General features: G+C 40.4%; 10 protein-coding genes. 6 read left to right on the forward strand and 4 right to left on the reverse strand.

Annotated elements, in window-relative coordinates:
- Positions 1–11 precede the first annotated feature (11 nt).
- Positions 12–1,418, forward strand: a complete 1,407-nt coding sequence (lacG, locus tag FGK98_RS04300; RefSeq protein WP_138100208.1) for a 6-phospho-beta-galactosidase — start codon at positions 12–14, stop codon at positions 1,416–1,418.
- A gap of 42 nt (positions 1,419–1,460) precedes the next feature.
- Here the strand turns inward: lacG and FGK98_RS04305 are convergent, their stop codons facing one another.
- The 4 genes from FGK98_RS04305 to nrdH all read right to left on the reverse strand — a co-directional run bounded on the left by FGK98_RS04305 (position 1,461) and on the right by nrdH (position 5,973).
- Complete coding sequence (locus FGK98_RS04305) at positions 1,461–2,228, reverse strand: DeoR/GlpR family DNA-binding transcription regulator (RefSeq protein WP_138100209.1); 768 nt, start codon at positions 2,226–2,228, stop codon at positions 1,461–1,463.
- Between the two features lie 139 nt (positions 2,229–2,367).
- Entirely contained in the window at positions 2,368–3,330 is a 963-nt protein-coding gene (gene nrdF / locus FGK98_RS04310) for a class 1b ribonucleoside-diphosphate reductase subunit beta (RefSeq protein ID WP_138100211.1), read from the reverse strand.
- A 183-nt stretch (positions 3,331–3,513) separates the two neighbouring features.
- Positions 3,514–5,673 carry a class 1b ribonucleoside-diphosphate reductase subunit alpha gene (gene nrdE / locus FGK98_RS04315; RefSeq protein WP_138100213.1) on the reverse strand — a complete coding sequence of 720 codons (2,160 nt, stop codon included), beginning with the start codon at positions 5,671–5,673 and terminating at the stop codon, positions 3,514–3,516.
- An 81-nt stretch (positions 5,674–5,754) separates the two neighbouring features.
- Positions 5,755–5,973 carry a glutaredoxin-like protein NrdH gene (gene nrdH, locus FGK98_RS04320; RefSeq protein WP_138100215.1) on the reverse strand — a complete coding sequence of 73 codons (219 nt, stop codon included), beginning with the start codon at positions 5,971–5,973 and terminating at the stop codon, positions 5,755–5,757.
- A 361-nt stretch (positions 5,974–6,334) separates the two neighbouring features.
- Between nrdH and FGK98_RS04325 the strand changes: the two genes are divergently transcribed.
- The 5 genes from FGK98_RS04325 (at position 6,335) to FGK98_RS04345 (ending at position 15,252) form a co-directional block, all read left to right on the forward strand.
- On the forward strand, positions 6,335–6,598 hold the full coding sequence (locus FGK98_RS04325; protein WP_000146947.1) for a phosphocarrier protein HPr: 264 nt from the start codon (positions 6,335–6,337) through the stop codon (positions 6,596–6,598).
- Between the two features lie 4 nt (positions 6,599–6,602).
- The gene (gene ptsP, locus FGK98_RS04330) at positions 6,603–8,336 is read left to right on the forward strand and encodes a phosphoenolpyruvate--protein phosphotransferase (RefSeq protein WP_033585964.1); all 1,734 of its coding nucleotides are present in this window, start codon (positions 6,603–6,605) and stop codon (positions 8,334–8,336) included.
- Between the two features lie 245 nt (positions 8,337–8,581).
- Complete coding sequence (locus FGK98_RS04335) at positions 8,582–11,086, forward strand: pneumococcal-type histidine triad protein (protein ID WP_138100217.1); 2,505 nt, start codon at positions 8,582–8,584, stop codon at positions 11,084–11,086.
- Between the two features lie 187 nt (positions 11,087–11,273).
- A complete protein-coding gene (locus tag FGK98_RS04340) occupies positions 11,274–12,191 on the forward strand; it encodes a metal ABC transporter substrate-binding protein (protein WP_138100218.1) in 918 nt (305 codons plus the stop codon).
- Positions 12,192–12,204: 13 nt separating this feature from the next.
- Positions 12,205–15,252 (forward strand): pneumococcal-type histidine triad protein, encoded by a 3,048-nt coding sequence (locus tag FGK98_RS04345; RefSeq protein WP_138100220.1) that lies wholly within the window; start codon positions 12,205–12,207, stop codon positions 15,250–15,252.
- Positions 15,253–15,271: the final 19 nt, after the last annotated feature.

Genomic DNA, 15,271 nt, shown 5'->3' on the forward strand with positions numbered 1-15,271 from the left:
AGGTGAACAAAATGTCAAAAACATTACCAAAAGACTTTATTTTTGGCGGAGCAACAGCAGCCTACCAAGCAGAAGGTGCTACACATACCGATGGAAAAGGACCAGTTGCCTGGGACAAATACCTCAAAGATAACTACTGGTACACTGCTGAACCAGCCAGTGATTTCTATCACAAATACCCAGTTGACCTCAAACTTGCAGAAGAGTATGGTGTCAATGGTATCCGTATTTCAATCGCTTGGTCACGTATCTTTCCAACTGGTTATGGGAAGGTTAATGACAAGGGGGTTGAGTTCTATCATAATCTATTTGCAGAGTGCCACAACCGTCATGTTGAGCCCTTTGTAACTCTTCATCACTTTGATACGCCAGAAGCTCTACATTCAAATGGAGACTTCCTGAATAGAGAAAACATTGATCACTTTGTGGATTATGCAGCCTTCTGTTTTGAAGAATTTCCTGAAGTCAACTATTGGACAACCTTTAATGAAATTGGGCCGATAGGAGATGGTCAGTATTTGGTTGGGAAATTCCCTCCAGGTATTCAGTACGACCTTGCCAAAGTCTTCCAATCTCATCACAATATGATGGTGTCGCATGCGCGTGCAGTAAAACTTTTCAAGGATAAGGGATATAAGGGTGAAATTGGTGTGGTTCATGCACTGCCTACTAAGTATCCTCTGGATCCAGATAATCCAGCAGATGTTCGTGCAGCCGAGTTAGAAGATATCATTCACAATAAATTTATTTTGGATGCGACTTATCTAGGACGATATTCCGAAGAAACGATGGAAGGTGTCAACCATATCTTAGCAGTCAATGGTGGAAGTTTAGATCTGCGTGAAGAAGACTTCGCTGTGCTAGAAGCTGCAAAAGACCTGAATGACTTCCTTGGAATTAACTACTACATGAGTGATTGGATGCAAGCCTTTGATGGCGAAACAGAAATCATTCATAACGGTAAGGGTGAAAAAGGAAGCTCTAAGTATCAGATTAAGGGAGTTGGACGTCGAGTGGCGCCTGACTATGTCCCACGTACGGACTGGGACTGGATTATCTATCCTCAAGGTTTGTATGATCAAATCATGCGCGTGAAGAAAGATTACCCAAATTACAAGAAAATCTACATCACAGAGAATGGTCTCGGATACAAAGATGAGTTTGTGGATGGGACAGTCTACGATGATGGACGGATTGATTATGTAAAGAAACACATGGAAGTGATTGCAGATGCAATCTCTGATGGAGCCAATGTCAAAGGCTACTTTATCTGGTCGTTGATGGATGTCTTTTCTTGGTCAAATGGTTACGAAAAGCGTTACGGCCTCTTCTATGTTGATTTTGAGACCCAGGAGCGCTATCCCAAGAAATCAGCTCACTGGTACAAAAAACTAGCTGAGACACAGATTATCGAGTAAAACTAAAACAAAAAAATTCCCCGCCAAAAGGCAGGGGAATTTTTATGGTTTTGATAAAAGAATGGTTGTTTGTTTCGACAGATCTTCAAATGTCTCCTGACTCAGTTTGGAATCTGAAACGATGGTATCAATCTCTGAGATATTGTAGAAAGTGTAAAAATCAAACTTATTAAACTTACTGTGGTCTGCCAGTAAGTATTTTTTATTGGCATTATTCAAGGCGATTCGTTGTACCTCGCCCTCTTCTTCACTGAAGGTAGCAATTGCCTTATCCTTAATACCATTACAACTTACAAACGCTTTAGAAAACTGAAGGTTGGTCAAATCCTGCAAGGTGAGTGTCCCTACAAAAGCACCAGTGATAGAGCGATAGTTTCCACCAATCAAAATCAGATCTGTTAGTTTTCGTTCGTTTAGGATGAGAAAAACAGGAAGACTGTTTGTTACGACACGAATATTATCAATTGGGAGCTCACGAGCAAAGCATTCTAAGGTCGTACCTGGTCCGATAAAAATAGTTTCACCTTCGTCAATCAAATGACCCGCAAAACGGCTGATTTCTTGTTTTTCAGCAATCTGCAAGCCTTGTTTTTCGACGTTTGAGCGTTCGTTGTTTAAGAGAGAACCTGTACGAAGTTTTTCAGCACCACCATGCACACGGACCAGTAAATCTTTATCTGCCAATTCTTGTAAGTAGCGACGAGCTGTCATATCTGATACATCCAGACGCGTCATGATTTCTTTTACGGTAATGGTTCCTTTAGTATTCACTGTTTCTAAAATACTATCTAGTTTTTCTTGCTTCAGCATCCTTATCACCTCGATTTCTACTATTATTATCTTACCATAAAACGCTCAATCAATCAAATAGAAAAAAACAAAATAAAACAAAAACAAAAATACCATGGTTGTTTTAAACAAACCATGATATTTTGAATGATTGGTTAAATTAGTCTAAACCGTAGTTGTAATCTTCGTCTTGCATTGCTTCAACTTCCCCAAGGAGGTAACCATTTCCGACTTGAGAGAAGAAGTCGTGGTTAGAAGTTCCTGTTGAGATTCCGTTCATGACGATAGGATTGACATCATCAGCTGAATCTGGGAAGAGAGGATCTTGTCCAAGATTCATCAGAGCCTTATTGGCATTGTAGCGAAGGAAGGTTTTGACTTCTTCAGTCCAACCAACACCGTCATAGAGACTTTCTGTATAGCCCTCTTCGTTCTCATAGAGGGTATAGAGCAGGTCGTACATCCATTCTTTGAGTTTTTCTTGCTCCTCTTCAGGTAATTCATTAAAACCAACTTGGAATTTGTAACCAATGTAGGTTCCGTGAACAGATTCATCACGGATAATCAACTTGATGATTTCCGCAACATTGGCAAGTTTGTTATTACCGAGATAGTAAAGTGGGGTGAAGAAACCAGAGTAGAAGAGGAAGGTTTCAAGAAAGACACTGGCAACTTTCTTTTCAAGGGGGCTACCATTGAGGTAGATTTCATTGATAATTTCCGCTTTTCTTTGTAGGTAGGGGTTAGTGTTGGTCCATTCAAAGATTTCTTCGATTTCAGCCTTGGTATTCAAGGTTGAAAAGATAGAAGAGTAAGATTTTGCGTGGACAGATTCCATAAACTGGATATTGTTGAAAACAGCTTCCTCATGCGGTGTACGGATGTCTGCGCGAAGGGCTTGAACCCCTGTTTCAGATTGCATAGTATCCAAAAGGGTCAAACCACCAAAGACTTTTCCTACTAAGTCTTTTTCTTTGTTTGATAGTTTTCTCCAGTCGTCTAGGTCATTTGACAAGGGGATACGCGTATCGAGCCAGAATTGCTCCGTCAGCTTTTCCCAAGTTGATTTGTCGATGACATCTTCGATGGCATTCCAGTTAATAGCTTTGTAGTAAGTTTCCATAAGGTGTATTTCTCCAATGTAATAGTAATTATTATGCAGCCTTGCTTAGTTTTATAGAACCTATTTCAATGGTATCATATTTTTTTATTGCGGAATAAGCAATAAATGTCATGGAGCCAAGAAAAAGTATAACGTAAATTGGCTCCCATTTACTATTTAGACAAGTAGTAAAAATTTTTTCCATTAAATCACACAGCTTTCACATTGGTTAGCACCGACTTCTCCACCGTCGTCTGTAAAGGTACGGACGTAGTAGATAGACTTGATACCCTTGTTAAAGGCATAGTTACGAAGGATTGACAAGTCACGTGTCGTTTGTTTGTTTTCTTTCTTCCATTCGTAAAGATCTTTTGGAATGTCACTACGCATAAAGAGAGTGAGTGAAAGCCCTTGGTCCACGTGTTCAGTAGCAGCAGCGTAAACATCAATCACCTTACGCATATCCATGTCGTAAGCAGAAGTGTAGTAAGGGATAGTATCTGTTGACAAGCCAGCAGCAGGGTAGTAGATTTTACCGATTTTCTTTTCTTGACGTTCTTCGATACGTTGCGTAATCGGGTGGATAGAAGCGGAAACGTCGTTGATGTAGCTGATAGAACCATTTGGAGCAACAGCAAGACGGTTTTGGTGATAAAGTCCATCTGCTTGAACCTTGTCACGAAGTTCAGCCCAGTCAGCAGCACTAGGGATAAAGACATCTTTGAAGAGCTCTTTGACACGGTCTGATTTTGGAAGGAATTCGCCTGTCACATACTTATCGAAGTAGCTTCCGTTAGCATAGTCTGATTTTTCAAAGTTGTGGAAGGTGATACCACGTTCACGCGCGATGTTATTAGATTCTACCAAGGTCCAGTAGTTCATAAGCATAAAGTAGATGCTAGTGAATTCAACAGACTCAGGTGATCCATATTCGATGAGTTGTTGCGCTAGATAGCTATGAAGTCCCATGGCACCAAGACCAAAGGTGTGGGCCAAGCTATTTCCGTGGTCGATAGTAGGTACAGCTACGATGTGTGAACTATCTGTAACGAAAGTCAAAGCACGAACCATGGCACGAATTGAACGACCAAAGTCAGGTGAAGTCATCATGTTGACCACGTTGGTTGAACCAAGGTTACATGAAACGTCCGTTCCCATTTGAAGGAATTCTTGAGCATCGTTGATCAAACTTGGTTCTTGAACTTGAAGAATCTCAGAACACAAGTTACTCATGATAATCTTACCCTCAACTGGATTTGCACGGTTAGCTGTATCAATGTTGACTACATAAGGATAGCCAGATTCTTGTTGCAATTTAGAAATTTCAGTTTCCAAATCACGCGCCTTGATTTTTGTCTTGCGGATATTTGGATTTGCTACTAGTTCATCATATTTTTCAGTGATGTCGATATAGTTGAATGGCACACCGTACTCAAGCTCTACAGAGTATGGACTGAAGAGGTACATTTCTTCATTTTTACGAGCCAATTCGTAGAATTTATCAGGTACTACAACACCGAGTGAGAGAGTCTTAACCCGAACTTTTTCATCAGCATTTTCTTTCTTAGTTGAAAGGAAAGCGATGATATCTGGGTGAAAGACGTTGAGGTAGACAACCCCAGCACCTTGACGTTGCCCGAGTTGGTTTGAGTAAGAGAAGCTGTCTTCAAAAAGCTTCATAACTGGTACGACACCAGATGCTGCTCCTTCATAGCCTTTGATAGGAGCTCCAGCTTCACGAAGGTTGCTGAGGGAAATTCCCACACCACCACCGATACGTGAAAGTTGAAGAGCAGAGTTGATAGAACGTCCGATAGAGTTCATGTCATCAGTTACTTGAATCAAGAAACAAGATACCAACTCCCCACGACGAGCACGACCTGCGTTCAAAAAGGAAGGAGTAGCTGGTTGGTAGCGTTGGTGGATGATTTCATTGGCAATATCAGTCGCAATCGCTTCATCTCCGTCAGCAAAGTAAAGTGCATTAAAGAAGACACGGTCTTCCATGCTTTCAAGGTAATATTCACCGTCATTAGTCTTCAAGGCGTATTGATTATAGAACTTATAGGCAGCCATGAAAGACTTGAATTGAAAGTTTTGGTCCTTGATAAATTGATGCAATTCTTCCAAGAATTCTGGGCGGTATTTCTTGATAAATGCTGTTTCAATGTAGTTGTGTTCAATGAGGTAGTTGATTTTATCAGTGATTGAATCAAAAACCATAGTGTTTGGAACTACATTTTCTTTAAAGAAAGCATCCAAGGCTTCTTTATCTTTATGAAGCATGATTTGTCCATTAACAGGACGGTTAATTTCGTTATTGAGACGGAAGTAGGTCACGTCCTCAAGATGTTTTAATCCCATAAAATTTCCTTTATCTAATTACAAAAGAAAGGCCTCTAAGTTAGCCCTAGAAGCGAGTTTCTTCTGGATGATGTACTAAGATTATGCTAATTGTTTCAGTTTTTCTGGTTGGAAACCTGAAAAGACTTCAGTTGGTGTTTGGATAACAGGAGCTGCGCTGAAACCGAGCTCTTTAACTTGATCGATGTACTCAGGTTGCTCGTCGAGATTGATCTCACGATAAGCGACATTGTTGCTGTCCAAGAAACGTTTGGTCATTTTACATTGTACACAATTATTTTTAGAATAAACCGTTACCATTTTCGTAACTCCTCATAAAATTTGATTACTTTCTTAGTATATCAGAAAAAAAAACTTTGTCAAACTTTTTAAACTAAATCTTGTGCCTAAAAGTTACAGTTTTAAAAACAAAATACAATATATAGTGGTTTTTAAAACATAAGTTTTGACTTTCATTGAACTATCAAATTTTATTAAAACAAAAAAACTATATCCTGTATGTTGGTAATTTATATAGAAGATTTTCAGCAAGTTATCTGAAAGGAAATTGAAGAAAGTCCATAAAACACTTGAAAAATTATCTTGAAGGTGATATAATACACTATTGTAAGGGTTATCACATATAACTCAAAAAAGAAAACACTTAAAGGAGAGTCAAACTATGGCTTCTAAAGATTTCCACGTAGTGGCAGAAACAGGTATCCACGCACGTCCAGCAACATTGTTGGTACAAACAGCTAGCAAATTTGCTTCAGATATCACTCTTGAGTACAAAGGTAAATCAGTAAACCTTAAATCTATCATGGGTGTTATGAGTCTTGGTGTTGGCCAAGGCGCTGACGTTACAATTTCAGCTGAAGGTGCAGATGCTGACGATGCAATCGCTGCTATCTCAGAAACAATGGAAAAAGAAGGATTGGCATAAGGAAATGACAGAAATGCTTAAAGGAATCGCAGCATCAGACGGTGTTGCAGTTGCAAAAGCATATCTACTCGTTCAACCGGATTTGTCATTTGAGACTGTTACAGTCGAAGATACAAACGCAGAAGAAGCTCGCCTTGATGTCGCTCTAAAAGCATCACAAGACGAGCTTTCTGTTATTCGTGAGAAAGCAGTAGGTACGCTCGGTGAAGAAGCTGCTCAAGTATTTGACGCTCACTTAATGGTTCTTGCTGACCCAGAAATGATCAGCCAAATCAAAGAAACAATCCGTGCTAAGAAAGTGAATGCAGAAGCAGGTCTGAAAGAAGTGACAGACATGTTTATCACTATCTTTGAGGGTATGGAAGACAACCCATACATGCAAGAACGTGCGGCGGATATCCGCGACGTGACAAAACGTGTATTGGCAAATCTTCTTGGTAAAAAATTGCCAAACCCAGCTTCTATCAATGAAGAAGTAATCGTCATTGCACATGACTTGACTCCTTCTGATACAGCTCAATTGGACAAAAACTTTGTAAAAGCTTTTGTAACCAACATCGGTGGACGTACAAGCCACTCAGCTATCATGGCACGTACACTTGAAATTGCTGCTGTATTGGGTACAAACAACATCACTGAAATCGTTAAAGACGGTGACATCCTTGCCGTTAACGGAATCACTGGTGAGGTTATTATCAACCCAACTGATGAGCAAGCAGCAGAATTCAAGGCAGCTGGTGAAGCTTATGCGAAGCAAAAAGCTGAATGGGCTCTCTTGAAAGATGCCAAAACAGTAACTGCTGATGGTAAACACTTTGAATTGGCTGCCAACATCGGTACTCCAAAAGACGTCGAAGGTGTCAATGACAATGGTGCTGAAGCTGTCGGTCTTTACCGTACAGAGTTCTTGTACATGGATTCTCAAGACTTCCCAACAGAAGACGAGCAGTACGAAGCTTACAAGGCTGTACTTGAAGGAATGAACGGTAAACCTGTTGTCGTTCGTACAATGGATATCGGTGGAGATAAGGAACTTCCTTACTTCGATATGCCTCACGAAATGAACCCATTCCTTGGATTCCGTGCCCTTCGTATCTCTATCTCTGAGACTGGAGATGCTATGTTCCGCACACAAATCCGTGCCCTTCTTCGTGCGTCTGTTCACGGTCAATTGCGTATCATGTTCCCAATGGTTGCGCTCTTGAAAGAATTCCGTGCAGCTAAAGCAGTCTTTGACGAAGAAAAAGCAAACCTTCTTGCTGAAGGAGTTGCAGTTGCGGATAATATCCAAGTTGGTATCATGATCGAAATCCCTGCAGCAGCCATGCTTGCAGACCAATTTGCTAAAGAAGTTGACTTCTTCTCAATTGGTACAAATGACTTGATCCAATACACAATGGCAGCAGACCGTATGAACGAGCAAGTTTCATACCTTTACCAACCATACAACCCATCAATCCTACGTTTGATCAACAACGTTATCAAAGCAGCTCACGCTGAAGGTAAATGGGCTGGTATGTGTGGTGAGATGGCTGGTGACCAACAAGCTGTTCCACTTCTTGTCGGAATGGGCTTGGATGAGTTCTCTATGTCAGCAACATCTGTACTTCGTACACGTAGCTTGATGAAGAAATTGGATACAGCTAAGATGGAAGAGTACGCAAACCGTGCCCTTACAGAATGCTCAACAATGGAAGAAGTTCTTGAACTTCAAAAAGAATACGTTAATTTTGATTAATCAAAAAGTCCTTGCAACTCGGTTGCAGGGATTTTTTTAAAGAATTTTCAAGAAAATCTTTTTTATATAAAGTTCATTCTAGAGAAAGTAGTGGTGGGGAATAAAAAAATACTTAACTAGTTCATAAAATTCTTGACAAGTTGCAAATTTAGGGGTAAACTATTAACCAGTTAACTATTAGAGAGGAGTTTCTGCAATTTAGAAATGAATTGCGACTAGAAATATCAAAAAGAAAGAGAGCTTCGATGAAAATTAATAAAAAATACCTAGCAGGTTCTGCGGCAGCCTTGATTTTAAGTGTTTGTTCTTACGAGTTGGGACTGTATCAAGCTAGAACGGTTAAGGAAAATAATCGTGTTTCCTATATAGATGGAAAACAAGCGACGCAAAAAACGGAGAATTTGACTCCTGATGAAGTCAGTAAAAAAGAAGGCATCAATGCTGAGCAAATCGTCATCAAGATAACAGACCAAGGCTATGTCACTTCACATGGCGACCACTATCATTATTACAATGGAAAGGTTCCTTATGATGCGATTTTTAGTGAAGAATTACTCATGAAGGATCCAAACTATAGGCTAAAAGATGAGGATATTGTTAATGAAGTCAAGGGTGGTTATGTTATCAAGGTAGATGGAAAATACTATGTTTACCTTAAGGATGCTGCCCATGCTGATAATGTCCGTACAAAAGAGGAAATCAATCGACAAAAACAAGAGCATAGTCAGCATCGTGAAGGTGGGACTCCAAGAAACGATGGTGCTGTAGCTCTGGCACGTTCGCAAGGACGTTATACCACAGATGATGGTTACATCTTTAATGCATCTGATATCATTGAAGATACTGGCGATGCTTATATCGTTCCTCATGGTGATCATTACCATTATATTCCTAAGAATGAATTATCAGCTAGCGAATTGGCTGCTGCAGAAGCCTTCCTATCTGGTCGGGGAAGTTTGTCAAGTTCAAGAACCTATCGCCGACAAAATAGCGATAGCACCCCAAGAACTAACTGGGTTCCTTCTGTAAGCAATCAGGGAACTACCAATACTAACACAAGCAACAACAGTAACACTAACAGTCAAGCAAGTCAAAGTGATGACATTGATAGTCTTTTGAGACAGCTCTACAAACTGCCTTTGAGCCAACGACACGTGGAATCAGATGGACTTGTCTTTGATCCAGCGCAAATCACAAGTCGTACAGCCAGAGGTGTAGCTGTCCCTCATGGTAACCATTACCACTTTATCCCTTATGAACAAATGTCTGAATTAGAAGAGCGAATCGCTCGCATCATTCCACTTCGTTACAGTTCGAACCATTGGGTGCCAGATTCAAGACCAGAACAACCAAACCCACAACCGAATCCGCAACCTGCACCAAATCCTCAACCTGCTCCAAGCAATCCAATTGACGAAAAATTGGTCAAACAAGCGGTTCGAAAAGTAGCTGATGGTTATGTCTTTGAAGAGAATGGAGTTTCTCGTTATATCCCAGCCAAGGAACTTTCAGCAGAAACAGCAGCAGCCATTGATAGTAAACTAGCCAAGCTAGAAAGTTTATCTCATAAGCTAGGAGCTAAGAAAACTGAGCTCCCATCTAGTGATCGAGAATTTTACAATAAGGCTTATGACCTACTAGCAAGAATTCATCAAGATTTACTTGATAATAAAGGTCGACAAGTTGATTTTGAGGCCTTGGATAAACTGTTGGAACGTCTCAATGATGCCTCAAGAGATAAAGTCAAGTTAGTGAATGATATTCTTGACTTCTCAGCACCGATTCGTCATCCAGAACGTTTAGGAAAACCAAATGCGCAAATTGCTTATACAGATGATGAGATTCAAGTAGCCAAGTTGGCAGGCAAGTATACAACAGAAGATGGCTATATCTTTGATCCTCGTGATATCACCAGTGATGAGGGGGATGCCTATGTAACTCCGCATATGACCCACAGTCATTGGATTAAGAAAGATAGTTTGTCTGAAGCTGAAAGAGCAGCAGCCCAAGCTTATACTAAAGAGAAAGGTTTGACACCTCCTTCGACTGACCATCAGAATTCAGGAAATACTGAGGCTAAAGGAGCAGAAGCTATCTACAATCGCGTGAAGGCAGCTAAGAAGGTGCCACTTGATCGTATGCCTTACAATCTCCAACATACTGTGGAAGTCAAAAACGGAAGCTTGATTATTCCTCATTATGACCATTACCATAACATCAAATTTGAGTGGTTTGACGAAGGCCTTTATGAGGCACCTAAGGGGTATACTCTGGAGGATCTTTTTGCGACTGTAAAATACTATGTAGAACATCCAAACGAACGTCCGCATTCAGATAGTGGATGGGGCAATGCAAGTGACCATGTTCAAAGAAATCAAAATGGTCAAGCTGGTAACAATCAATCGGAAAAACCATCAGTGGAGAAACCTCGTACAGAAAAACATGAGGAAGAAAAACCTCGCGAAGAGAAACCTCAGAGTGAGAAACCAGAATCTCCAACACCATCAGAGGAGCCAAAAGAAGAATCGCCAGAGGAGCCAGAAGAACCTCAGGTTGAAACTGAAAAGGTTGAAGAAAAACTGAGAGAGGCTGAAGATTTACTCGGAAAAATTCAGGATCCAATTACCAAGTCCAACGCCAAAGAAACTCTCACAGGATTAAAGAATAATTTACTATTTGGCGCCCAAGACAACAATACTATTATGGCAGAAGCTGAAAAACTATTGGCTTTGTTAAGGGAGAGTAAGTAGTCGTAGCAGCATGTTCTAACTCCTAAAAACAGGATAGGAGAACGGGAAAACGAAAAATGAGAGCAGAATGTAAGTTCTAGTTCTCATTTTTTCATGGAAATGTGCAAAATGTCTTGACATATGGTGTAAATAAAGATAAACTATTTACTAGTTAATTAAATGGTTAAATACTAGTTAAGGAGTAATAATGAAAAAAAGAACGATCCTATTATTGATGGCCAGTCTGCTGGCTCTTGTCTTAGGAGCATGTAGTCAAAAAGAAAAACAAGAAGCAAAAGGGATGAAGATTGTCACAAGTTTTTACCCTATCTACGCCATGGTCAAAGAGGTATCAGGTGACTTGAATGATGTACGGATGATTCAGTCAAGTAGTGGAATTCACTCATATGAACCCTCAGCGAACGATATTGCTGCTATTTATGACGCGGATGTCTTTGTCTACCACTCGCATACACTGGAGTCTTGGGCGGGAAGTCTAGATCCCAACTTGAAAAAATCAAAAGTAAAAGTCTTAGAAGCGTCTGAAGGGATGACCTTGGAACGTGTACCCGGTTTGGAAGACGTAGAAGCTGGTGATGGGATTGATGAAAAAACACTTTACGACCCGCACACTTGGTTAGATCCTGAAAAAGCAGGCGAAGAAGCACAGATTATTGCGGACAAACTTTCTGAAATTGATAGTGCAAACAAGGAAACCTATCAAAAGAATGCCAAAAACTTTATCGCTAAAGCTCAAGAATTAAGCAAGAAATACCAGCCCATTTTCGAAAAAGCGAGTCAAAAGACTTTTGTTACACAACACACAGCCTTTTCTTACCTAGCTAAACGCTTTGGTTTGAGACAACTTGGAATTGCTGGTATCTCTCCTGAACAAGAGCCGAGTCCCAGACAGTTGACTGAAATCCAAGAATTTGTCAAAACCTATAAGGTTAAAACCATCTTTACTGAGAGCAATGCTTCCTCTAAAGTTGCTGAAACCTTGGTCAAATCAACAGGAGTTAGTCTGAAAACACTGAATCCTTTGGAAGCAGACCCCGAAAATAACAAAACTTACTTAGAAAATCTAGAAGAAAATATAAATGTTCTTGCAGAAGAATTAAAATGAGGAGATGATGAAAATGAAGAAGAAATATCTTGCAGCGGGATCGGCTTTAGTCCTTTCTCTAAGTCTTTGCATCTATGCACTGAACCAACACCAAGTAGAAGTAAACAAAGATAATAACCGTGTATCTTATGTTGATGGTAAACAAGACTCTCAAAAAACAGAGACTCAGACACCAGATCAAGTTAGCAAAAAAGAAGATATTCAGTCAGAACAAATTGTCGTGAAAATTACTGATCAAGGTTATGTGACATCACACGGTGATCATTTCCATTATTACAATGGGAAAGTTCCTTTTGATGCGATTTTCAGTGAAGAACTTTTGATGAAAGATGCCAATTATCAGCTTAAAGACACTGATATTGTCAATGAAATCAAAGGTGGCTATATTATCAAGGTGGATGGTAAGCATTATGTTTACCTTAAGGATGCGGCGCATGCAGATAACGTTCGTACAAAGGACGAAATTGAACGCCAAAAACAAGGTCATACACACGATGCACCAACTTCTAACGGTGCAGTGACACTTGCACGATCACAAGGACGCTATACTACCGATGATGGATATATTTTTAATCCATCTGATATTATAGAGGATACTGGTGATGCTTATATCGTTCCTCATGGAGGACATTACCACTATATTCCAAAAAGTTCCTTGTCTGCTAGCGAATTGGCAGCTGCTCAAGCTTACTTCTCTGGAACTAGAAAGCAACCAACTGTGACTGACTATCGTCCAAACCAAAATGGAAGCAGTCAAACCACTAATCCAAGTCAACAAACCGAAACACCAAGCAAACCAGAAGAGAGCCTTCAGAGTCTATTGCAGCAACTTTATGCTCTTCCAAGTAATCAACGTTATGCTGAATCAGATGGCTTGATTTTTGATCCTGCTAAGATTTCAAGTAGAACGCCGAGTGGCGTGGCGATTCCTCACGGAAATCACTATCATTTCATCCCATATACAAAGCTTTCTGCCTTGGAAGAAAAGATTGCGCGTATGGTTCCTTTATCTAGCGACAGTGGGAAGCCAACACCTTTGGAAAATCCAAGCAAACCAGCAGAGCATCCAGCTCAACAAGATCATCCTCATGACCAAGACGGTGACCATGGAAGTCAGGATACCAACCATGAAGACCATGACCATGATGGAGAGGAGCATGACCACCACCACGGTGAAGAACATGATCATGGTTTTGCAGCTGACCGTGTCATTAGTGAAGATGAGCAAGGGTTTGTAGTTTCTCATGGAGATCACGCTCATTATTTCTTTAAGAAGGACTTGACTGCAACCCAAATCAAAGCTGCTCAGGATCACTTGAAAGAAAATCATCAGTCTCAGCACGTTCAACCACTTGCAAAGACTGTGGAAAGTTTCTCAAGAGATGCTAGCGATGAAGAAAAAATCAAGTATATCTCACAGACCTACGGGGTTCCGCTCGAAGCGATTCGCATTTCAAATGGATTCTTTGTCTTTGGAAATCCAGACCAAGCTTATGATCCAACCCATATCCATCCCTATGCTGTTCGAAAAGAACATGTTCGTATTCCTCTCCAAACTGGAAATCCAGAACTGGATTTCCTAAATGAACTGTATACGACTGCTCTACGTGATGGGGTGTCTCCTTATAGTTTGCAAGTAGAAAATGATAGTTTTGTGATTCCTCACGGAGACCACAATCACTACATCAAGGTTCAAACTAAGGGCTATGAAGTAGCTTTGAAAAATAAGATTCCGGCCCTACAATCGACCTATCAACCTGGAGCATTTGATGAACAAACTGTTCTATCTAAGGTGGATCAACTTTTAGCAGATAGCAGAAGTCTCTACAAAGACCAGCCAATCATGCAGAGACGTGTTGAACTTGCTTTGGGGCAATTCACCGAAAATATGAAAAAACTGGCAACAAACTCAACTGCTGGATATCTAGCAGCCTTGGATCTCTTTGATAAACAGTATATCCATGTGGATCAAAGTGTGGCACCGGTTGAAACTTCACCTTTAGATAAGAAGTACCAAGCTCTAGTAGATAAGATCAATACACTGGATACAGATACTTATGGCCTGCCTAAGAAAGATCTTTTGGTACATTTGCAGGAAGCAAAACTAGCACAAGATGAGACAGAGTTGGATGCCATTGAAACAAAACTTCAGGCCTTGCAAGATTTCCGAGATCGGACAGGGGTTACAACAGTAGAGTACATCAAGTATTTCTATGAACATGTATCTGATGGTCGTTTGAGAGAAGAACTTCGGAACCGTGTTGCCCAGTTGACTTGGGAACTTTACCAGTCACAATCTTTCCTCAAAGCAACCGACTTGAACAAGTTATTCCCAACTATTTACCAAACTAAGCTAGAAGTAGAAGAAGCTCTCAAAGAAGAACCCGTATCTACAAAAGCTGGTAAGACTATTCTAGATACGGAAAAAGTAGATAGTCAAACTGCTAAGATCGCCATCTATGAATTCCTAAAAGAACTCTACGGTGATTTTATGCCAGAAGAGCGGGTTAGCCATGTTAAGAAGGAAGAAGTGGATGCTCTCCTAACTAAAGCTGCCCAACTCCTAGCACGTGTCAAAGAAGATGGTGTCAAACAATCCCTAGCTGAAGAAGCAGCTAATATCAAAGCGGCTACTGAAAAGGAAAATGCAGACCTTGACGAAGCTGAAACACAACTTGAGGATCTTTTAAATCGTATTGCAGCGACTATCCAACGAGAGGAAAAAGAAGCAGAACAAGATCCACAAACCGTGATCATCTACCAAAAACTCTATAATGTCTTGCTCTCTCTTCACAAGTACTTAGAGGATAACAAAGGATCCGATGATGACTTTGAACGAGTTGATGCCCTATTTGATCAACTTGCAGCCAAAAGCAGTGATAAAGAAGGTCTCCTCACTCTAGCTAAAGAAATCATTAGCTTGAACCAGGAACTCCGTTCAACAGCAAGTGAAACTGATAGCCAATCTAAGTCTGAGAAAGACAGTGAGACAGTTGCTTCTCAACCAACAGAAAAGCAAGCGCAAAGTGAGTCTGAGCCAAGTGCTCAACCAAACGAATAAAAAGAAAGGCGAAGTAGCT

It is taken from the genome of Streptococcus australis (assembly GCF_901543175.1).
GTDB lineage: Bacteria > Bacillota > Bacilli > Lactobacillales > Streptococcaceae > Streptococcus > Streptococcus australis_A.

What these genes read in the sequence shown, in the direction of transcription:
- ptsP (WP_033585964.1), top strand. Translation starts at nt 6,603, where the DNA reads ATGACAGAAATGCTTAAAGGAATCGCAGCATCAGACGGTGTTGCAGTT.
- nrdF (WP_138100211.1), bottom strand. Translation starts at nt 3,330, where the DNA reads ATGGAAACTTACTACAAAGCTATTAACTGGAATGCCATCGAAGATGTC.
- lacG (WP_138100208.1), top strand. Translation starts at nt 12, where the DNA reads ATGTCAAAAACATTACCAAAAGACTTTATTTTTGGCGGAGCAACAGCA.
- FGK98_RS04345 (WP_138100220.1), top strand. Translation starts at nt 12,205, where the DNA reads ATGAAGAAGAAATATCTTGCAGCGGGATCGGCTTTAGTCCTTTCTCTA.
- nrdH (WP_138100215.1), bottom strand. Translation starts at nt 5,973, where the DNA reads ATGGTAACGGTTTATTCTAAAAATAATTGTGTACAATGTAAAATGACC.
- FGK98_RS04305 (WP_138100209.1), bottom strand. Translation starts at nt 2,228, where the DNA reads ATGCTGAAGCAAGAAAAACTAGATAGTATTTTAGAAACAGTGAATACT.
- FGK98_RS04325 (WP_000146947.1), top strand. Translation starts at nt 6,335, where the DNA reads ATGGCTTCTAAAGATTTCCACGTAGTGGCAGAAACAGGTATCCACGCA.
- FGK98_RS04340 (WP_138100218.1), top strand. Translation starts at nt 11,274, where the DNA reads ATGAAAAAAAGAACGATCCTATTATTGATGGCCAGTCTGCTGGCTCTT.
- nrdE (WP_138100213.1), bottom strand. Translation starts at nt 5,673, where the DNA reads ATGGGATTAAAACATCTTGAGGACGTGACCTACTTCCGTCTCAATAAC.
- FGK98_RS04335 (WP_138100217.1), top strand. Translation starts at nt 8,582, where the DNA reads ATGAAAATTAATAAAAAATACCTAGCAGGTTCTGCGGCAGCCTTGATT.